The organism is Parasedimentitalea marina (assembly GCF_004006175.1).
GTDB lineage: Bacteria > Pseudomonadota > Alphaproteobacteria > Rhodobacterales > Rhodobacteraceae > Parasedimentitalea > Parasedimentitalea marina.
The window spans coordinates 2,246,401-2,268,010 of the sequence record NZ_CP033219.1; the positions used below are offsets into that span (position 1 = coordinate 2,246,401).

Here is a 21,610-nt window from a genome sequence, read left to right on the forward strand (position 1 = left end):
TGTCTTTGACATCAGCAGGGAGATAACAGATGAGCAAGATGGCAGAATATGATGGGCCAATCCTGGAGATTGACAAGCTATCGATCTCGTTTTTCACACGACTGCGGGAAATTCCGGCCGTTATGGACTTTTCAGTTTCTGTGATGCCTGGAGAAGCCGTTGGGCTGGTCGGTGAAAGTGGCTGTGGCAAGTCCACCGTCGCCCTTGGTGTGATGCAGGATCTGGGCAAAAATGGTCGAGTGGTCGGCGGCAGCATCAAATTCAAAGGCCGCGATTTAGCTGAAATGAGCCCCGAAGAACTGCGCGACGTTCGGGGTAATGAAATTGCGATGATTTATCAGGAACCCATGGCCTCGCTGAACCCGGCGATGAAGATCGGCAAGCAGCTGATGGAAGTGCCGATGATCCATGAAAGCATAAGCCAGGAAGAAGCCTATGCCCGCGCGCTGGAAGTGGTGACGGATGTGCGTCTGCCGGACCCGGAACGAATGCTCAATTCATTCCCTCACCAGCTGTCTGGCGGCCAGCAACAGCGCATTGTTATTGCCATGGCGCTGATGTCAAAACCTGCACTGCTTATTCTGGACGAACCAACCACTGCGCTGGACGTAACCGTCGAAGCCGCTGTGGTCGAACTGGTTCGGGATCTGGGTAAAAAATACGGCACCTCAATGCTGTTTATCAGCCACAATCTGGGATTAATCCTGGAGACCTGTGACCGGCTCTGTGTGATGTACTCTGGCGAAGCGGTCGAACGCGGCTCTATTGAAGAAGTGTTCGACGACATGCAGCACCCTTATACACAGGCGCTGTTCCGGTCTATTCCATTGCCTGGTGCGGATAAAAATGCGCGTCCCTTAGTGGCCATACCTGGCAATTTTCCATTGCCGCATGAAAGACCGCCGGGCTGCAATTTTGGCCCACGCTGCGACTATTTTGAGGAAGGCCGCTGTGATGCGACCGATGTTCTGATGGAATCGGTGCCCGGCAATGACCGGCATCAAAGCCGGTGCCTGAAATTCAACGAGATCGACTGGAATGCACCGATTGCCATGTCTGAAAAGAAAGCAAAAGCCAAGATTGGGGATGTGGTTCTGAAGGTTGATAACCTGAAGAAATACTATGAAGTCGCAGCCAATGCCTTATTCGGTGGCGGAGATCCAAAGGTAGTCAAGGCCAATGAGACACTGAGTTTCGAAGCCCGCGAATCCGAAACGCTGGCCATTGTCGGTGAGTCAGGCTGCGGCAAATCGACCTTTGCCAAGGTTCTGATGGGTTTGGAGACCGCCACAGAAGGAGAGATCCTGCTGGATGGCAACAATATCGAACAAGTCCCCATTGAGCAGCGCAATACAGGAACCGTGGCGGATATCCAGATGGTGTTCCAAAACCCGTTTGACACTTTAAATCCATCTATGACGGTGGGACGACAAATCATCAGAGCGTTGGAAATCTTTAAGGTTGGTAAAACTGAGGCAGATCGCAAACAGCGGATGCTGGAGTTGCTGGATCTCGTAAAGCTACCGCGGGCCTTTGCTGATCGGATGCCACGGCAACTGTCTGGGGGGCAGAAGCAGCGTGTTGGGATCGCCCGTGCCTTTGCAGGCGGGGCGCGTATTGTAGTGGCGGATGAACCGGTGTCGGCGCTGGATGTATCGGTCCAGGCTGCAGTGACCGACTTGTTGATGGAAATACAGCGTAACGAAAAGACCACGCTGCTGTTCATCAGCCATGATTTGTCAATTGTACGCTACCTGTCGGACAGGGTCATGGTCATGTATCTCGGCCATGTCGTCGAAATTGGCGATACCGACCAAGTCTTCTCTCCACCCTATCATCCCTATACCGAAGCGTTGTTGTCAGCCGTCCCCATTGCCGACACTTCAATCGAAAAACAACATATTGTGCTGGAAGGGGACATTCCATCGGCTATGAACCCGCCATCTGGATGCCCTTTCCAAACCCGTTGTCGATGGAAGGGTGAAGTCCCTGACGGCCTGTGTGATCGCGAGGTGCCACCCGTTAAACAGTTGACTTCCGGTCACCAGATTAAGTGCCATCTGTCTGATGATGTTCTTAGCAAGATGGAACCCGTAATCAAAATTGCCGCTGAATAACGACCTACAAAAAAACCAGTGCACTCAAATCAACAACTGGCAGACATTTCATCCATAGTCTGCCAGTTTCGAATCCATTCGGGGCCGCCCAGTGCATCGACCAACGGTTGAAGGTGCTCCTGATAGGGTTCCCATTTCCCCAAAGCCTTGGTGTTTATTTTCTCACGCACCTGCTCTACCGATGCGGTTCGGATTGCGCCAACTACATCCTGGGGCGCTAGGCATTCGTCTTGCCAGGCAAGGTTAGTGTGCTTTAGCAATGCTCTGATCTGAGGTTCAGGCGCGGTTACCAGCTCTTGATAGGACTGAATACGAAGCTGATCAGGCAACTTATTTTTGTAGTCCTCAATCGACCTATAAATTGAGCAAGTCATTCGGCCGATCCAATCCAGTCGGCATGTAAACTCGTTTCCGGTATGAAAGTTTGTTGAAAAATTCGACAGGCCCACATCCAACGGATGTCGTGACATAAAGACAAACTTTGCATCCGGTAGCAGTATATGTGCCAGACCAAGGTTCAGCGAATTATGCGGCATTTTGTCAACGATGACATCATGGGTTACATTTTGACCTTGCGAAACGAACTCGTAATAGCAGCGCCGGAACATAAAAATTTCCTGCTCTGACAGTTGCCCAAACCAGTCCCAGACATCTGCACCACGGTGTGTGTCTTCTACATGCTTGCGGACGACCTGAAGCGTTTTGGATAACGCCGGACTTTCGCCGATAGTCCCCACCGACGAATGCCGGGCCAAAATATTCTCTACCAATGTGGTACCGGATCTAGGCATACCGACAACGAAAACAACACGCGGGCCATCAGTTTGGCTTTCAGGCGTGCTGCTGTGCTGAAATTTCTGGATCTGACCATCAACCAGTTGATCCATCGCATCAGGCGCATAATCTCCTTCTTTGATTGCTTTTGCCTTGGCAAAGAACCGGAACGCGGCGCCTGGACGATTTGAGGAATGCTCGATCTGTCCAAGCGCACTAAACACCGCAGATCGTTCATCGCTGGACAGGTTTTTCGACTTTGATATTGTCCGCAACCGCGCGGCTTTGGCGCTATTGCGTTTGAAAGGCGCGACACGATTCAGTGCAGACAATGCAAGAGCAGAATTAGGAGAGACCTTTAAGACCTTGTGATACCCTTCAATTGCACCTTTTTTGTCACCCGTCGAGTGTTTCATGGCAGCCAGTTTACCCCACACTGCCGTTAAATCCGGCCTGATTTCGATGAGTGTTTCGACCAGTGAAATTGCCGTCTGAGTATCACCCAGCTGAAAATAACAACTGGCTGTCCGGTCCAGCACTCCGGCATCAAGGCTTCCACCCTGTAAGAGAGGAAGTAATCCAGCCAAGGCCATTCTATAGTGGCCTTTCCTTACAAGAAAATCAGCCGTTGTTAGAACATGTTGAGTGGAATGAGATGCCACACCTTGGCTGCTATTTTCAAGTTGAGCGGAATTTGGCATGTGTTCTCACAGGGATTATTTGTCCCTTCACGTTACCAATTTAAAATGAATGCAAAGTAAACTGACCGCCCAAACTCTTAACGCAATGCCCGAAAATAGCACCATATATGCAAATATTCCTGCATTATCAGCTCTTTTCCCTCAAGAACGACAATATCGCTAGCTGAGCAGAGACTCTGAAAGTGCTTTTTCGCGCAAAAATTTCAACGTCATCCACGTTTGTAAAGTTCAGGGATTGGGCCAACAGCCCCTCTCTGGATCAGCTCAACAAAATGACGACAATCATCAGAAGGTTCATCGCTGATAGAGGCAACAGCCAGGGCTTGCGCTGATGCAAAACAGCACCAAATACTGCCAGCGGTATCGACAATACAAGTCCAGCCATACTCATTGTGCCGACTATAACGCCCATTAGACCACTACCTGGCCCCCACAGTGTGCCTGGCATCACCATGCCCTTCAGGCCAACGCCAATCAGAATACCCAGTATTGCACCAAGCAAGGTCACACTGATACCGCGCAGGTCAACAGAGGGTTGCTCTCCCAAAAGACCGTCAACGATTTCACGGGTTGGTACCGCAGTAGGTTGCCACTGCATACGATCAAGACGTTCATCAAAACTTTTGACAATCACGGCAATTCCTCCAAAACTTAAATCAATTTTAACTATAATTAAGGCAAATTAATGCGCTGAGCGCGGTGTTAACGAGACATTAAGGCGGCCTTAAGGCAAGGTTAACATCTCCGGGGAAAAGAGCTGTAATTCAGCTCCCCCAGATTTTTTTCACGTAATTTTGAGTCTCTCGATACGGCGGGATGCCGCCATGCTTTTCAACGGCTTGTGGCCCTGCGTTATACGCCGCCAACGCCAGCTTCCATGTTCCGAATTTGCGGTATTGTTTTGCCAAATACCGTGCGCCACCCTCCAGATTTTGCTGTGGTTTTTGGGGATCAACACCCAAAGCCCGTGCCGTGGCTGGCATCAGCTGGGCCAACCCCAATGCGCCCTTGTGGGACTTGGCATTTGGGTTCCAATTGCTTTCTTGCTGGACCAACCGCAGGAAAAGATCTTCGGGAACACCGTGCTGCCTTGCGGCAGCACGCGCCATATCAATGTATTCGCCACGATACTTCCCGCTATAGGGTAAGTGGCCCCACTTACTCGGTGTATGTATGCTTGGTGGTTTTAACCGTACCGAGTTATTGTACTGACCCGCCGCGCGGCCATCCAAAACACGGGTATGCGAGGCAAACAAGCTCCGCTGACTTTTGGTTCCAAAAATATCCGCCGCGGCTACCGGACCAGCCGAAAGACCTGCAACAATCATGCCAATTGCCAGCTTGCGCATATTCGATAACCCTGCCCTGACCTCTAACCTCGGCGCAATATATAGGTTTTAGTTCAAAAAGAAAGCACCCCGGCAGAACCTTGCCAGTGTCATCTCCACGGTAACCGGATCCTACTTCACAATCATCAGTTTCATCCACAGATGCCTGCTTTTATCAACCGCGCTCGGGCTGTACTGTGGCCTACTAATAGGCGCAGTCAGATTCGCGTCACCACAATAAAGACAGCTATAAGGACACGCCCCATGGCCGGCTCAGTCAACAAAGTCATTCTCATCGGCAACTTGGGCCGCGACCCCGAGGTGCGCAGCTTTCAGAACGGCGGCAAGGTATGTAACCTGCGCATTGCCACATCGGAAAACTGGAAAGATCGCAGCACTGGCGAACGCCGTGAAAAGACCGAATGGCACTCGGTTGCCATTTTTAGCGAGGGTCTGGTTCGGGTCGCCGAGCAATATCTACGCAAGGGATCAAAAGTTTACATCGAAGGTGCATTGCAAACACGCAAGTGGCAGGACCAGTCCGGCAATGACCGCTATTCCACCGAAGTTGTACTGCAGGGCTTTGGGTCTACGCTGACAATGCTGGATGGACGCGGTGAAGGTGGTGACCAAGGTGGCGGCGGTGGCAATTTCGGCGGTGGCGGTGGCGGCAACTACGGTGGCGGCGGTGGATACGACAGCGGCTCGCAGGGCGGCGGTGGTGGCGGCGGAAACTTTGGCGGTGGCGGCCAACAAAGCGGCCCGTCCCACAACATTGATGACGACGAGATTCCGTTCTAAATCGAACAGTCTGTAGAAGCGCATATTCTCAGAAAACTAATTTTCTGAAGACTGACAATGACGACCTCAAGGATTTGCTTCTTTGAGGTCGAAACAATTATGTTGCGTGCTACCGGCGCGAACGAACTGATATCAAGACTGCAGTATTCTGACAGAATTCCAGAAACCTGATACAGCCCAATAGGGAACTGGCCCGATAACGACAGCACGTTGGAAACGGCAATACTTGCCTCGATTTTCCCAACTATTGTTGACCTCCACATATGTTCCGCCCAATTTTTCGTGAAATTCCTGTCGCATTTTTCATCTTGGTCGCAAATAGAACAGTTTCCGATTGCGACACGGCCATTCTGGTCTCACAGAGATTGGAGAGACCATGCAGAGGGAACAGTGCTTTGTTAGCCTGATTTACCGCACAATTGGTGCGGCCCGTGGTCGTGCAGCCCGAGGCCGACCCATTTGGATTTGATAACCCTTCAGATCCACTTGAATTAACAGGCTCTACCATGAACGACCAAACCACTCCCACCGCCCGCGTCGCCCGCAGCGGAGGTCGCGCTGCGCGTCGCGCGGCGCGTGCCGCGCCCGTTGCCGATCACCTTCGGTCCGTAACCCCCGGTATGGAAGGCGGCACACTCAAGCCGCTTTCGCAGCAAGACATGGAACGTATCCACAACTCGGCTCTGACTGCACTGGAAACCATCGGTCTTGCAGATGCACCACAAAGCGGCATTGACTATCTGACCAGCGTCGGTTGCATCCTGGGCGATGACGGCCGCATCCGGTTCCCGCGTGCCCTGGTCGAAGACACCATCGCACGGGCCAACCGTTCGGTCACATTGTTCAGTCGAGACGGCAAGTCCGATCTGGAACTGTCGGGTACCCGCGTACACTATGGCACCGCAGGCGCCGCCGTCAGTATGGTTGATGTCCATGGACGTGAGTACCGGGATTCAACCGTACAGGACCTTCACGACGCAGCACGCATTGCAGACAAGTTGAATAATATCCACTTTCTGCAGCGACCAATGGTCTGCCGCGACATCCTCGACAATCGCGAAATGGATTTGAATTCCATCTACGCCACCACCTCTGGCACCACCAAACACGTGGGCGTTTCGTTCACCGAGCCTGATTTTGTCGATGACGCAATTGAAATGCTGCATATGATTGCCGGCGGCGAAGACAAATGGCGCGAGCGCCCCTTTGTGTCAAACAGCAACTGTTTTGTTGTGCCGCCAATGAAGTTCGCCACCGAAAGCTGCGAAGTCATGGAGAAGTGCATCCTTGGCGGTATGCCCGTACTTCTGCTGTCGGCGGGTATGGCGGGGGCCACGGCGCCGTCGACCATCGCTGGCGCCATTGTTCAGGCCTGCGCCGAATGTCTGGCCGGGCTGGTCTATGTCAACGCCGTCAAACCAGGGGCTCCGGCAATCTTTGGGACATGGCCATTTGGTCTGGATCTCAGAACGGGCTCTATGTCGGTGGGTTCGGGTGAACAGGCCTTGCTGACGGCAGGCTGTTCCCAGATGCACAAATTCTATGGCATCCCCGGAGGGGCCGCTGCAGGGGCCGCGGATTCCAAACTGCCAGACATGCAAGCCGGTTGGGAGCAAATGTGCTCGGCTGTGATGGCAGGTCTGTCTGGGCTCAATATGGTCTATGAATCGGCAGGTATGCATGCCTCGCTGCTAGGCTTTTGCCATGAATCGCTGATCCTCAGTGACGACTTGATTGGACAGGCGCTACGCTGCGTACGCGGTATCGAAGTGAACGACGAAACAATGGCCTTAGATCAGATCCACGACACCTGTATTGGCGGTCCGGGACATTACCTAGGGACCAGCCAGACACTTGGCCGAATGCAAGTCGACTACGTCTATCCGAACCTTGGTGACCGCACCTCGCCGAAAGAATGGGCGGAAATGGAAAAGCCGGATCTGTTGCTCAAGGCCACTGCCCGCAAAGAAGAAATACTAAATACGCGGTCCACGGCCCGATTTGATCCTGAAACCGATCAAGCCCTGCGCAGCAGGTTCAATATCCACCTGCCAAGTTAAGGTGTAATAATTCCGCTCCCCCCGTTTGGCACGCAGGTGCCAACGGGAGGGATCACGGTATCTACTTGGCCAAAGTATCCTTTAGAACACCCAAAACGGCCTCGGGTGGAACTTCGCCTGTCACAAAGGCCGTACCGATATTTCGCGCCAGGATGAATTTCAACTGGCCATCGACAACCTTTTTATCCTGCCCCATCAGATCCACCAGGTCCTGCGCCGAGGGCAGATCACCGGGGATGTCGGACAAGTCGGTTTTCATACCCATCGTTTTGAGATGGGCGCGAACCCGGCTTGGGTCTTCCTGGCTACACAGTCCCAACCGCGCTGACAGCTCAAAGGCAAGCGCGCAACCAATGGCCACGCCTTCCCCATGCAACAATCGATCCGAATAGCCTGTGGCCGCTTCCAATGCGTGACAGAAGGTATGACCCAGGTTCAACAGCGCCCGGTCTCCCTGCTCTGTCTCGTCTCGTGCGACGATGTCGGCCTTCATCTGAACCGAGCGGGTCACTGCCTCGACCCGCGCCGCCATATCACCGCTCGCCAGAAGAGGACCGTTTTCCTCAAGCCAGCTGAAAAATGCGGCATCGCCGAGCATTCCGTATTTCACCACTTCGCCGTAGCCAGCCAGAAAGTCACGCGCCGTTAAAGTGCCCAATACTGCGGTATCGGCCAGCACCAGTGAGGGCTGGTGAAACGCCCCGATCAGGTTCTTTCCCTGTGGTGCATTGATGCCCGTTTTACCTCCGACCGAGCTGTCAACTTGTGCCAGTAACGAGGTTGGGATCTGTACAAACCGAACACCACGGCGCAGCACCGCAGCCGCAAATCCGACCAGGTCGCCAATCACCCCACCGCCAAAGGCGACAACAATATCGCCCCGCTCTACTTTTTGCTCCAGCAACCATTCAACGGTACGGCTAAACTGTGGCCATCCCTTGGTGGACTCCCCCGGAGGCAACGCCAATGCGACCATTTCAATGTCTGCACGTGCCAAACCAGCCCGCAATGTATCCAGATGCAACGCCGCAACGGTTTCGTCACTGACCACCACCACACGGCGCCGGGTCAACAGCGGCGCAATCCGCGTGCCGGCTTGATCCAGTAAACCCGGGCCAATCACCACGTTATATGAACGATCACCAAGATCTACGTGTACAGTGTTTTCCATTATGTCCATTCCAATACATCGGGGCGGGTCTTCAGAACCTGCAGCGCCCGGTCTACCATTCCTTCAATTGAAACCTGTCCATCTGACGGCACATGCAAATCGGCCTTGGCGTATAAGGGGACCCGGGCGTCATACAAATCACTTAATGTTTGCCGAGGGTTATCGGTTTGCAACAAAGGCCGGGTATTGCGGTGTTTGACCCGGTTCCATGTCACGTCCAAGTCAGCCTGCAACCAGACCGAAACGCCGTTTTCCTTAATAATTTCCCGATTTTCTTCGGAAAGAAAGGCACCGCCGCCTGTTGAGAGAACCCCGCGCTGCTCAACCAGCAACCTGGAAATCACCTGCCGCTCTTTTTTGCGGAAATACGCCACGCCATCTCGCGCAAAAATCTCTGGGATCGTCAAATTTGCGGCCGCTTCAATTTCGTGATCACTGTCCAGAAACGGCACATTCAGGCGCGCCGCCAAGGCCCGACCCACAGCCGTTTTGCCGGCCCCCATCATTCCCACCATCACAATGGTCTTCTTCAACCGACTGGGAACGGAGGTTCCGATTTCAACTTCAGGTTTTTGCTCATTTTCGCTCATTCTTGTGTGAATGACGTGATCTTGTCGAAAAGGCTATATATAACTTGTGCAAAACACCAAGATGAAGGGCAGAGAACACACCATGGGGCGCATTTTCAAATACTTGATTATCGTTGTAATTCTGAGTGTTATAGGACTAATCGCATATGCTTATGTCGGACCTTGGTTTGGGGCAGATTTCAGCGCCCCAACCACAGAAGTGAGAAAACCGGTGGTATTAGATGCCAATTAAGCAGGTCCTCCTGCCTTTGACTGCGTGGTTGTGTCTTGTCAGCATCGCCCATGCGGCAGATCCGTTGTCGGCTATCAGCTGGCTTCAGCAGACAAACCCCAACACCTCTTTGCCGGACACCGTACTGCTGGAACCCCCAGTCGCAGGAACAGCATTGCAGCCGCAAATTGTTGTGACCCCACTGGAAAAGCTATTGGCCCCAGTTGGCCTGGTCCCGTCCTCAGCCACCGGATTACCCGTTGACCTGTGGAAAGGGAGCAGTTCAGTCACCCTGTCCCGGTTGATTGCCCGGGTCGGGGTGCGGGACAACCCGGCGATGCAGTCCTTGCTGTTCACATTGTTATTGTCCGAAACCCGCCCACCCAGCGGAACCGATGATAAGTTCCTACTGGCCCGGCTGGACCGGTTGATGGAGCTTGGGGCAACTGATCCGGCCCAGGCCCTGGCGGAGCAGGCAGGCCCCTCGAACAATCTGGACAGGTTTCAACGTTGGTTTGACGCCACGTTGCTGACTGGAGACGAAGATCGGTCCTGTGCTGCCCTGACAGCGAAACCCTATCTTTCACCGGAATACTCGGCCCGTATTTTCTGCGCAGCCCGGCGGGGGGACTGGCAAACTGCCGCGCTGACACTTGAAGCAACCCATGCGCTGGCGCTGATGCCCAAGCAAGAACTCGACCTGCTAGACCGTTTTCTCAGCCCCGATGTATTTGAATTTGCGCCGCCCCTGCCGCGACCACATGATCCAAATCCGCTAACGTTTCGACTGTTCGAAACCATCGGCGAGCGCCTGTCTACCGCCCCTTTGCCCCGGGCCTTTGCGTCTGCGGATCTGCGCGACATCGCTGGCTGGAAGGCCCAGCTTGAGGCCGCCGAACGCCTCACCCGCATTGGCGCCTTGAACCCAAATCAGCTATTGGGGCTCTACACCGACCGGCTTCCTGCTGCATCGGGCGGCATCTGGGACCGGGTCGCTGCCCTTCAGCGGTTTGAAACAGCCTTGAACTCTACCAGTGTCGATGCCGTTTCAAAAACACTGCCCGCCGTCTGGCAAGCTATGAGCCAAGCCCGGATCGAAGTTGCCTTTGCTGATTTGTTTTCCGATAAAATTGCCCAGGTTTCATTGACCGGCGACAGTGCAGAACTGGCTTGGCATATACGTTTATTATCCCCCAGCTATGAGCCTACAGCGCTGCCAATTCCTGTAGACACCCGTAGGAACCGGTTTTTATCTGCTTTAGCGCAGGGGAAACCTAATGAAGTTGCAGCCACGACTGCATTGGAACAGGCCATTGGGGATGGGTTTGCGGCCAATACCCTGCCGCCCAAAGATATGCAAATACTGCTGGACAGCGGTCAGTTGGGCGAAGCCATTTTGCGCAGCATGGAGATGTTCGAACAGGGGGCCACCGGTAACCTGTCCGATCTCAGCGCAGCACTAGTGACATTTCGCGCTGTTGGGTTAGAAGATACAGCCCGCCGTGCGGCCCTGCAATTGATGCTGTTGGAAAGAACCTAAGATGGCGCCGCATGACCCTCATCAATGGATCTCGGCGTTTCTGGACGCGCAGGCGGCAGAACTGGGGGCGTCTCGCAATACGCTACTGGCCTATGGCCGCGATCTCAAAGACTTTGCCGCATGGTTAGACCGCAACACAATCGACATCGCCACCAGTAGTCGTGAGGACATTGAGAACTACTTGATTTTCTGTGACGCTCAGGGTTTGGCCAAGTCCACCCGGGCGCGCAGGCTTTCGGCAGTCAAACAAATCTACCGATTTGCATTCGAAGAAAGTTGGCGCACCGACAACCCAGCCATTCAGATCCGCGGGCCGGGCCGGGCCAAGTCTCTGCCCAAAACGTTAGAGGTGATCGAGGTTGACCGCCTGCTGGATGCTGCCCGGCAAACCGGGCGCACCCCGGCCGACAAGCTGCGAAATACCTGCCTGATGGAATTGCTTTATGCCACTGGAATGCGGGTGACCGAGCTTGTCTCGCTGCCTGTTTCGGCAGCGCGCGGGGATCCCCGGATGTTGCTGATCCGTGGCAAAGGCGACAAAGAGCGGATGGTGCCTTTGTCCCCTCCAGCCCGGATTGCCTTGGCTACATGGGTTACGACACGCGACGAAATTGAGGAAAAGCGCCGCAGTAAAGGTCACCCTGCCTCGTTGTTTTTGTTCCCTTCGCGCGGGAAAACCGGCTATCTGACACGTCACTGGTTTTATCAACTGATCAAAGAACTGGCTGTCACCGGTGGCCTGAACCCTGACAAGGTTACGCCCCATACCCTGCGGCATGCCTTTGCAACGCATTTGCTGGCCAATGGGGCCGACCTGCGCGCCATCCAGACTTTGTTGGGTCATTCGGATATTGCCACCACAGAGATTTATACCCATGTTCTGGATGCGCGGCTTAGCGAGCTGGTTCTGCAGCATCATCCTTTGGCTCAAGACGATGACGAGCCTGAGCCCTAAGACTTGATCAGGCTCCGATCAGGGCCCATAAGCTTATCTTGTATCGCAATTTTTGGACTTTTCATGGAAACCACCTCGACCGTTCTCGACAGCGCCTTTTGGATCACCGCCGGTTTTATTGTCCTGTTGCTGGTGCTTTCCGCCTTTTTCTCGGGGTCAGAAACCGCTTTGACGGCTGCGTCTCGTGGCAAATTGCGTACCCAGGCCGATAAAGGCTCCCGGGGGGCCAAGCGGGCTTTGCTTGTCACTGAAGACAGCGAACGGTTGATCGGTTCTGTTCTGCTGGGCAACAATCTGGTCAATATCTTAGCCGCATCGCTGGCAACCGCCCTGTTCACCCGCCTTTTTGGCGAAAGCGGTGTTGCACTATCGACTTTGGTCATGACCCTGCTGGTTCTGGTCTTTGCCGAAGTTCTGCCCAAAACCTATGCCATTTCCAATGCTGAAAAAGCGGCCGCGACGGTTGCGCCGATCATCAGTCTTCTGGTGACCCTACTGGCACCATTTGTCAGCGCCGTCAGCCTTTTGGTGCGCGGTGTCCTGCGTGTTTTCGGCGTACAGATCGACCCCAACAGCAACATTCTGGCTTTCCGCGAAGAAATCGCAGGTGCGCTGCAATTGGGACATTCCGAAGGAATGGTGGAAAAGGAAGACCGTGACCGTATTCTTGGCGCCCTGGACTTGTCAGAACGGGCTGTCGAAGAAATCATGCTGCACCGTTCAAACATTGAAATGATCGATTTGGCCGATGACGCTCAGGTGATTTTGGAACAATGCCTGAATTCTCCCTACACGCGCCTGCCACTGTTTCGCGATGAGCCCGAAAACATCATCGGCGTGATCCACGCCAAGGATCTTCTGCGCGCGATGTATTCCCAGATCGGTGGTCCCGAAGGCAATGCAACCGCGCTGCGTGATTTTCAGATCGCGGAAGTCGCCAAGCCGCCCTACTTCATTCCCGAAACCACCCCGCTGGACGACCAGATGCGCCAGTTCCTGCGTCAACGGGCGCATTTTGCCCTGGTGGTTGACGAATACGGCTCCCTTCAGGGGTTGATCACGCTTGAGGACATCCTGGAAGAGATTGTCGGCGAAATCACCGATGAATTTGACCCCGCTGCCGAAACTCCGGTCGAAAAAGCTTCTGACGGAAATTTCCTGGTCGATGGCGCCATGACTATTCGCGATTTGAACCGCGCCACTGAATGGACCCTGCCCGACGACGAGGCCAATACAGTTGCAGGATTGGTCATTCATGAGGCACAGATCATTCCCACCAAGGGGCAGGTCTTCTCGTTCCATGGTTTTCGCTTTGAGGTGACCGAGCGGGAGGGCAACCGCCTGACCGGGTTGAAAATCCGCCCCCTCGCATAACTGGGCCACGCGCCAAAATCGATCACACATGTATGGGCCCGTTGCAGAATATTGCGGAGGGCCCTTTTTCCCAACCCGGCAATACATTTCATGGCGGCTGCGTAACGTTATATCCCCGCAATCAATCTGGTCACTGACAACCCTGACTAAGCCCTGTCACTCGTCTATCCTTTTGTTTTCCAGTTCTGCGCTGCTTAACTGCAATTACCAAAGGCCTCACCGGGTCAATTGACTGGCATATTCCCCTTATTCCTAGCCGCAGACGACACGCAATGTCGCTTTTTGACTGGACTACTGTTCACATATGTCCAGAATGCCGAATAAGGATGCTTTAGGAGATTTGAAATGAAAACCACCACACGTGTGGCCGTCATTGGCGGCGGAGTCGTCGGCTGCTCAGTTCTGTACCACCTGACTAAATTGGGGTGGTCGGATGTCATGTTGCTTGAACGCTCCGAGTTGACCTCGGGGTCGACCTGGCACGCGGCTGGCGGGTTTCACACTCTGAACGGCGACACCAATATGGCGGCGCTGCAGGGCTATACCATCAAACTGTACCGCGAGCTGGAAGAGATCACCGGCATGTCCTGTGGGCTGCACCACGTTGGCGGTATTACTTTGGCAGACAACCAGGAACGGTTTGACATGCTCAAGGCTGAGCGCGCCAAGCACCGTTTCATGGGGTTAGAGACTGAGATTATTTCGCCCGAAGAAATCCGGAAAATTGCCCCGGTCACCAATACTGATGGCATTTTGGGCGGCCTTTATGACCCGCTTGACGGTCACCTGGACCCTTCAGGCACCACCCACGCCTATGCCAAGGCTGCCCGCCTCGGCGGCGCCACGATTGAAACCCACTGCAAGGTGCTGGAAACCAATCAACGCCCCGACGGCACCTGGGATGTGGTCACCAACAAGGGCACTATCCACGCCGAACATGTCGTCAACGCAGGCGGGCTTTGGGCGCGCGAAGTTGGTGCCATGGCTGGCGTTTACATGCCGCTGCACCCAATGGAGCATCAATATATCGTCACAGACGAAGTGCCGATGATCGCTGAAATCATCGATGGCGGCGGCGAACATCCACACGTCATGGACCCGGCCGGCGAAAGCTATCTGCGTCAGGAAGGGCGCGGATTGTGCATCGGCTTTTATGAACAGCCCTGCAAACCTTGGGCAGTGGACGGCACACCTTGGGACTTCGGCCATGAACTTTTGCAAGACGACTTTGACAAGATCGAAGATTCAATTGCCTTTGCCTATAAACGGTTCCCCGCTTTGGAAACCGCAGGGGTAAAATCTGTCATCCACGGCCCCTTTACCTTTGCCCCAGACGGCAACCCGCTGGTCGGACCCGTGCCAGGCATGCGCAACTACTGGTCGGCCTGTGCTGTCATGGCTGGATTCAGCCAAGGCGGTGGTGTCGGCCTGATGCTGGCACAATGGATGATCAACGGCGAAACCGAACGGGACACATTCGCCATGGACTGCGCCCGCTTTGGCGACTGGATCACACCGGGTTATACCCGCCCCAAGGTAATCGAAAACTATCAAACCCGGTTTTCCATCGCTTATCCCAACGAGGAACTGCCAGCGGCCCGGCCTTTCCGCACCACTCCGATGTACGACATCTTTGACGGCATGGGCGTTGTCTGGGGTCAGCAATACGGTCTGGAAGTGGCCAACTACTTCGCTGCCGAAGGCGAACCGCGCTATGAGACCCCCAGCTTCCGCCGTTCCAACGCCTTTGATGCCGCCGCGCGCGAAGTCAAGACAGTGCGCAGCGCAGTCGGCATTAACGAGTTGCACAACTTTGGCAAATACCTGGTAACCGGCGCCGGAGCACGGGCTTGGCTGGACCGCATCATGGCAGGTCGAGTGCCAAAACCGGGCCGCCTGTCCCTAACCCCAATGCTGTCACCCAAGGGCCGCTTGATCGGTGATTTCACCATTTCCTGCCTCGGCGAGGAAGAGTTTCAGCTGACCGCCTCATATGGCTCCCAAGCCTTCCACTGGCGCTGGTTCCTGCAAAACCTCGATGATGGTGTAAAGCTCGAGAATATCTCGGACATCCGCAGCGGCTTCCAGATTGCGGGTCCACTGGCCCGTGAGGTCCTGCAGGCCTGCACCCGTCGCGACATCTCGGACATGAAGTTCATGGATGTCCGCCGTATGTCTGTTGGCATGGCCGACTGCATTGTCCAACGGGTCAGTTATACCGGTGATCTGGGCTACGAGATCTACTGTGACCTGCCCAGCCTGCGTGCCCTTTGGCAGGTCCTGTGGCAAGCTGGCGAGCCACGCGGCATGAGACCCTTTGGCATGCGCGCCATGATGAGCCTGCGCCTGGACAAATTCTTTGGATCCTGGCTCAGCGAATTCTCCCCCGACTACACGGCCGCAGAAACAGGGCTTGATCGTTTCATCTCCTTCAAGAAAGACACCCCGTTCATTGGTCGCGCAGCCGCCGAAGCTGAACGCGACACAGGACCAACCCGCAAGCTCTGCGCATTTGAGGTCGAGGCTGATGATGCTGATGTGGTGGCTTATGAGCCGATCTGGCTTGATGGAGCCGTTGTCGGTTTTTGCACATCGGGAGGCTATTCACACCATGCCTCAAAATCCATTGCACTGGGGTTTGTGCCAATAGATCGGGCAAAAGACGGTCTGACAGTCGAGATCGAGATCCTGGGCAAAATGTACCAGGCCAAACTGATCACCACACCGTTGTTCGATGCCGACGGTGCTCGTATGCGCGGCTAACACCGCCGACGATCAGCCTCAAGATGCCCCTGGTTACCCCAGGGGCATTTTTTGTTTGGCAAATCACAATATAGCTCTGGCCTTTCGGCTTCATCTTTTCAAAAATACTCCCGCCGGAGGCACCCTGTCCTCGCGCCGATCTCAAACCCGGAGACCCCATATGCGCCCTCTCGCCATAATACTATTGGCCGCAGGAGCCTCTCGCCGCATGGCCCCGCGAGATAAGTTGCTGGAGCATGTGGACGGTGAACCACTGATCTCCCTGATCACGCGTCGCGCAACGCGCACGGGATTGCCCTGTTATATTACTTTGCCCAGTCGATCACATCCACGCGCAAACTGGATTGGCGACGCCACTGCAGTGCAGGTACCGGATGCAGCCGAAGGCATGGCTGCATCCATCCGTGCCGGAATTGCAGCCCTGCCTGATCATATCGAGGCCGCGATGATACTACCAACGGATATGCCCGAGATTGAAAGTCAGGATCTGATACATATGGCAGCCCATCACCAAGGCAGCGATGGTCCCATTTTGCGTGCCTGCGCGAAGGACGGAACACCTGGTCACCCCGTTCTGTTCCCAAGACGTTATTTTGACGATTTGGCCGCGTTGAAAGGGGACACTGGCGCCCGTGCTGTCCTGGCCAGGGCGCCTGTTGAAATGATTACTCTGCCGGGTCAACGCGCCACCACGGATCTCGACACCCCCGAGGCCTGGGAAATCTGGCGTGCCCGCACCCCTTAAATCTCAGTATTATCGTTGCAAGAAAAGCAGGACCAGACAGCCCTGCTTTTTTTTGAACCTGCCGTTGTCCTAGTGTACCAGCAGGCGCGCCTCGTGCTTTTTCAACGATCGACGTGCCGACGGATAGACCGCTTGGCCTTTCTGCGTTTTCAGATTGGGAAACAATTCAAGCAATTCATTGCGTTGAGCACTGTCCAAACCACGCAGTGTCTGATCACCAGGCTGGAAACTTTCGGTCCAGGCACCATCCGACAGCACCACTTCATGTTGGTCGAACATGAAGTGAATGTAAGTTACTGTCGGGATTTCGGCCACATCAATACCCGCCAGACCAGTCAGGTGCTTTGCGGCGACCAGAACTTCACGGTCTTCAAAGTACAAGGCCGTCTTGTCATTGGCGACCAAGACCCGGTGGTTTGGACTGACCATAATGTCACGCTCGGGCAGACCATTGCCCAATGCGCCCTGCCGGATCAGAACCGGCTGCAGATGCGGCGAGGCGATCAGCTCATTGCTGGTCATGTCCCGACTGCCCAACCAACGGATTGACTGAATACCATTGTCACGGGTGATCACCCGATCGCCGGCCTTCAGATCTTCAACCTTACGCTCACCGTTGGGCGTTGCGATCAAGGTCCCCGGAGTGAAGCACGGAATAACCGTCTCGATTTCAGAGAAATCACTGGTCCCGGTCACAACACCATCTGCGTCGTAGAAGGTCACAACACCGGATTCTGGGTCACCGACATTGTAAGTGACGCTCAGAGAGCCACCAGGATTTGCGGCCTCGGCAGTGCCCGTCAGATCCAAAACATCAACGTCCAGCCCATCATCGTCTTCACCGCCAACAATAACGTCGTCTACGCTGATATTGACAAAGGAATCATCACCATCCTGACCAACGAGCAGGTCGCCGCCATCTTCAGCATTATCGTTGCTGCCAGAGATGGTATCATCGCCATCACCACCAACCAGAATATCCCGGCCTTCTCCGCCATCCAGGAAATCATCGCCTGTACCGCCGTCAATGGCATCATTGCCTCGGTTCCCATACAGTTCGTCGTCGCCTGCACCACCAAAGATAACATCCGTTGCCCAGTTGCCTTCAACAGTGTCATTGCCGGCACCCGCTACGATAATATCTTGCGACCCGACTAATGGAGGAACCGCATCGTCATAGTCGACACGGTCTCCCTCCGGGTCACCAGTATAATCCAAGTCAATCAGATCATCGCCGCTGGTCCCGTCAACGACACCTTCCACACTCGTTGTTCCGGGACCTGAAGACGGATCTTCCAGGACCGCACTAGTGCTTGCTGTGCCGACTACATAGACGTTTTCGATTTCTGAGAACTCAGCGGTGCCTGTCTCGTTCAGGTCATCATCATAGTAAGTAATGGTGCCCGCTTCTGAAGTGGGATCGTTGCCATTGTAAACCACAGTTGCCAAGCCAGACACAATGACGGCGTCATCGTCGTCTCCACCTTCGCCGCCAACAATTGTGTCACCGATGCCTGCGCCGATGATATCTGCATCATCGCCACCCGAAACGAAGTCGGCCCCCTGGCCACCCAGCAGGACATCATCGCCGGTTCCGCCGGAAAGGCTGTCTTCGTCGATGCCGCCAAACAGAGTGTCGTTACCCGATCCGCCACTTAGGGTATCGTCGTCGTCCTGACCGTAGATCAGATCGTTGCCCGCCCCACCATCAATTACATCCTGACCGTTGGTAGGATCTGGATCAATTGGATCTCCCTCTGATCCATTGTCAATGATGTTCAATACATCCGGGAATACAGGATCAAGGCCACCGTAAATAGTATCATCGCCGCCGTCGCCCTGAATACTGTCGGCGCCTTCGCCACCAACAATATAATCGTTGTCCGCACCACCCGAAATTGTGTCATCGTCAATGCCACCGTCAATGCTATCGTCACCGGTGCCACCAGTGATGACGTCCGCATCATCCCCAGTGATGATGGTATCATTGCCAGCTCCGCCATCGACAACATCCATATCATCAGTTGGATCGCTGTCCGCTGGAATCGCCGGAATTGTTACGTCTGGGCTGGTGTAGCCAGCGAAGCCACGATCCGGCAGTGCAATTCCGTCACCTGAGGTGTCAATAACATCGTTACCCTCATCACCGGTTACGGTATCGCTGCCATCGCCGCCGATGATTGAATCATTGCCACCGCCGCCGACAATGAAATCATCGCCGTCACCGCCATCAATGGTGTCATCGCCGGGAATAATATCTGCCGACCCAACTGAAACATCAAAGTAAACATCCGAAATAATGATGCCTGTGTTGCCACTGCCGTCCTGCTCATGCTCGATAACCAGACGAGAAATCGGACCGTCGATAGTCACCAAAAGGGAAATACCCGGATTGGTGGGATTTGCGTAATTGCCATCCGCCGTCGCAGTTTCGTCGCCAGAAACTGCATCTTCGTCTGAAAGGGTCAGGCCAGACCCGCCATCCAGATCAACAACAACGGGATCGCCGTTGGCGTCAAATGCGGTGACTCTAACAATACCATCGCCGTCAATGTCGTTGATCCGGAACGATACATTCTCAACCGCATCTGAGAATTCCAGCTGATAACTGGCCTCATTGTCATTGCCATTGGTCACTGACGCCAAGCCGCTGTTGTCCTCGACGGGATTTCCGTCACCGTCAATACCACCCACGTACTGAGTAGAACTTGTGAATTCAGTATCTACACCTGAATCTTCGTTCAGTACTGTATAATTGACAGTGACTGCGCCGGTGTCCTGACTAAAGCCGCCGCTCAAGTCGTCGCCGTTGTCTATGGACCCACCGCTGTCCGGATCCGGAGCCCTGTCCCATTCAAAGACCTGACGGCCAACCATGTTGCCACCGGGTGCATCCGTATCACCCTCGATAACATCATCACCTTCACCACCACTCAGGCTGTCATTGCCTGAGCCGCCGTGAACAGTGTCATCACCAATGCCGGCCTCGACAGTGTCATCACCGGCACCCGCATGGATCAGATCATCGTCCGGTCCATCAGCCTGATTGATCGCATCGCCATTGTCGATCATGTCACCTTCGGGATCACCGGTATAAGCGAGGTCTATCAGATCATCGCCACTGGTGCCTTCAACAATGCCATCACCGTTTGCAACAGGCGCGGCAATCGAAGATCCATCAACGCTTTGGCCAGTAGACCAGCCTGTCATACAATCCTGAGTAATTTCGGTGATCTCGATGGACGAAATCTGAAGATTGTCGAGTGTCCCGTTGTCGCCAAGATCAGTGACAAAAAGATCGCCGTTTTCGGTCTGAACAATCACCGCAGTCACTGTGACCTGGGCCCCATCATCCAAGGTCACCAAAACTTCGCCTTCGAGTGTTGCATCCGTCGCTTGGGTTATCGTGCCATTACCCACATTATAAGTGATAGTGTCCTCGCCACCATCACCATCATCGGCATCAAAATCGTCATCGACAATGAACGTATCACAGGTTGTCGCCTGAACAATCTGCAGAATGTTATGGTCAACAGTCAGCCCATCAAGAAGAGACGCGTCTTCTGCTTCCCAATTGCCCTCAGTTGGATCTACGATCAAAGGGTCGGAAGCCGAGGCGCCATAGTTCCCAAGATAAATCAAGTTCAGCGTATTTATTTGAGACGGCATCTTATTCTCCTAAACGGCACGGGCACGCACCAAACCGCAAAATTAAGCGGATACATAATTCCAATTCTTGCGGACAAAATCATGGCATGATCAGCGACAGACACTTGCGTTTGGGACGATGGAGAGAACACCAACTCCAATAGAATTGGATACGCACAAGCAAAACCCTGCATACATTCAGTTTTGGCATCACATGCAGCGACAGCTAGCTTGTTACCAAACAGTTTCTCGGCATCGTCCTGATGCAAAAAGTGCAGTCGCCCCCACGACCCGCAGATTTCCCCCAAAGAAGGGCTAACCAATCATTACACTTTACTTGTCGCCCTAAAATAGAAAAATTTAAGGATTTAGTCATCAGTTCGGCGAAATTATGCTTTTCTGAGTTCAAGACTCAAACATGCGCCACAAAGATTGTTTCCTAACCATAATCACTTAAATTACGTAATTGCTGATAACAAAGTATAAAATCACAAAGCATTTCTTTGCTCCACATCCATCCACATGGATTGTCTCCCGAATTGAAACGGTTGAGCAACGGCACCCCTCTCGGCTGTATCATAGGCCAGCCTTCAAAAAACCGCAGATTTAAGCCAACATTGGAACCAATCGGCTTCGGTTTCGTCGATTGTAGCCGATTAAGATCCATTAGGCAGGTCGCCACGGTTCGAATCAACACATTGACTTCAAGCCGTATTTTCATGACCATCTGGTCTTGCGCGATTATTTGACACGGAGTGTTCTACCGGTGAAAACCGGCGACCGATTATAATGCTTGCGATGCAGCATCATTGCAGCTTGATAGATGAGAGTG

At 54.0% G+C, this 21,610-nt stretch carries 14 protein-coding genes; 8 read left to right on the forward strand and 6 right to left on the reverse strand.

Annotated elements, in window-relative coordinates; genetic code table 11:
• Nucleotides 1-29 precede the first annotated feature (29 nt).
• Entirely contained in the window at nt 30-2,117 is a 2,088-nt protein-coding gene (locus tag EBB79_RS10895) for a dipeptide ABC transporter ATP-binding protein (RefSeq protein WP_127748918.1), read from the forward strand.
• A gap of 29 nt (nt 2,118-2,146) precedes the next feature.
• On the opposite strand, the gene EBB79_RS10900 is transcribed toward EBB79_RS10895, so the two are convergent.
• From EBB79_RS10900 to EBB79_RS10910, 3 genes are all read right to left on the reverse strand, one after another.
• Nucleotides 2,147-3,592 (reverse strand): tetratricopeptide repeat-containing sulfotransferase family protein, encoded by a 1,446-nt coding sequence (locus EBB79_RS10900; RefSeq protein WP_127748919.1) that lies wholly within the window; start codon nt 3,590-3,592, stop codon nt 2,147-2,149.
• A 259-nt stretch (nt 3,593-3,851) separates the two neighbouring features.
• Nucleotides 3,852-4,226, reverse strand: coding sequence for a hypothetical protein (locus tag EBB79_RS10905; RefSeq protein ID WP_127748920.1), 375 nt, complete (start codon nt 4,224-4,226; stop codon nt 3,852-3,854).
• A 130-nt stretch (nt 4,227-4,356) separates the two neighbouring features.
• Nucleotides 4,357-4,941, reverse strand: coding sequence for a lytic transglycosylase domain-containing protein (locus tag EBB79_RS10910; RefSeq protein ID WP_127748921.1), 585 nt, complete (start codon nt 4,939-4,941; stop codon nt 4,357-4,359).
• A gap of 243 nt (nt 4,942-5,184) precedes the next feature.
• On the opposite strand from EBB79_RS10910, the gene ssb reads away from it, so the two are divergent.
• Nucleotides 5,185-5,721 carry a single-stranded DNA-binding protein gene (ssb, locus tag EBB79_RS10915; RefSeq protein WP_127748922.1) on the forward strand — a complete coding sequence of 179 codons (537 nt, stop codon included), beginning with the start codon at nt 5,185-5,187 and terminating at the stop codon, nt 5,719-5,721.
• 506 nt (nt 5,722-6,227) lie between these two features.
• On the forward strand, nt 6,228-7,781 hold the full coding sequence (locus EBB79_RS10920; RefSeq protein ID WP_127748923.1) for a trimethylamine methyltransferase family protein: 1,554 nt from the start codon (nt 6,228-6,230) through the stop codon (nt 7,779-7,781).
• Between the two features lie 61 nt (nt 7,782-7,842).
• On the opposite strand, the gene aroB is transcribed toward EBB79_RS10920, so the two are convergent.
• Both aroB and EBB79_RS10930 read right to left on the reverse strand, forming a co-directional pair.
• Nucleotides 7,843-8,952 (reverse strand): 3-dehydroquinate synthase, encoded by a 1,110-nt coding sequence (gene aroB / locus EBB79_RS10925; protein WP_127748924.1) that lies wholly within the window; start codon nt 8,950-8,952, stop codon nt 7,843-7,845.
• Nucleotides 8,952-9,542, reverse strand: coding sequence for a shikimate kinase (locus tag EBB79_RS10930; RefSeq protein WP_127748925.1), 591 nt, complete (start codon nt 9,540-9,542; stop codon nt 8,952-8,954). The genes aroB and EBB79_RS10930 overlap by 1 nt, the downstream gene beginning before the upstream one ends.
• Before the next feature lie 221 nt (nt 9,543-9,763).
• Between EBB79_RS10930 and EBB79_RS10940 the strand changes: the two genes are divergently transcribed.
• The 5 genes from EBB79_RS10940 to EBB79_RS10960 all read left to right on the forward strand — a co-directional run bounded on the left by EBB79_RS10940 (nt 9,764) and on the right by EBB79_RS10960 (nt 17,130).
• Entirely contained in the window at nt 9,764-11,293 is a 1,530-nt protein-coding gene (locus EBB79_RS10940) for a hypothetical protein (protein ID WP_127748927.1), read from the forward strand.
• A 1-nt stretch (nt 11,294) separates the two neighbouring features.
• Complete coding sequence (locus tag EBB79_RS10945) at nt 11,295-12,248, forward strand: site-specific tyrosine recombinase XerD (protein WP_127748928.1); 954 nt, start codon at nt 11,295-11,297, stop codon at nt 12,246-12,248.
• Between the two features lie 63 nt (nt 12,249-12,311).
• The gene (locus EBB79_RS10950; RefSeq protein ID WP_127748929.1) at nt 12,312-13,622 is read left to right on the forward strand and encodes an HlyC/CorC family transporter; all 1,311 of its coding nucleotides are present in this window, start codon (nt 12,312-12,314) and stop codon (nt 13,620-13,622) included.
• 345 nt (nt 13,623-13,967) lie between these two features.
• Nucleotides 13,968-16,385 carry a GcvT family protein gene (locus EBB79_RS10955; protein ID WP_127748930.1) on the forward strand — a complete coding sequence of 806 codons (2,418 nt, stop codon included), beginning with the start codon at nt 13,968-13,970 and terminating at the stop codon, nt 16,383-16,385.
• Between the two features lie 160 nt (nt 16,386-16,545).
• Nucleotides 16,546-17,130: a nucleotidyltransferase family protein gene (locus tag EBB79_RS10960; RefSeq protein WP_127748931.1), complete on the forward strand. Its 585-nt coding sequence runs from the start codon at nt 16,546-16,548 to the stop codon at nt 17,128-17,130.
• A 69-nt stretch (nt 17,131-17,199) separates the two neighbouring features.
• On the opposite strand, the gene EBB79_RS25255 is transcribed toward EBB79_RS10960, so the two are convergent.
• Nucleotides 17,200-20,799, reverse strand: a complete 3,600-nt coding sequence (locus EBB79_RS25255; protein ID WP_274594814.1) for a Hint domain-containing protein — start codon at nt 20,797-20,799, stop codon at nt 17,200-17,202.
• Nucleotides 20,800-21,610 lie beyond the last annotated feature (811 nt).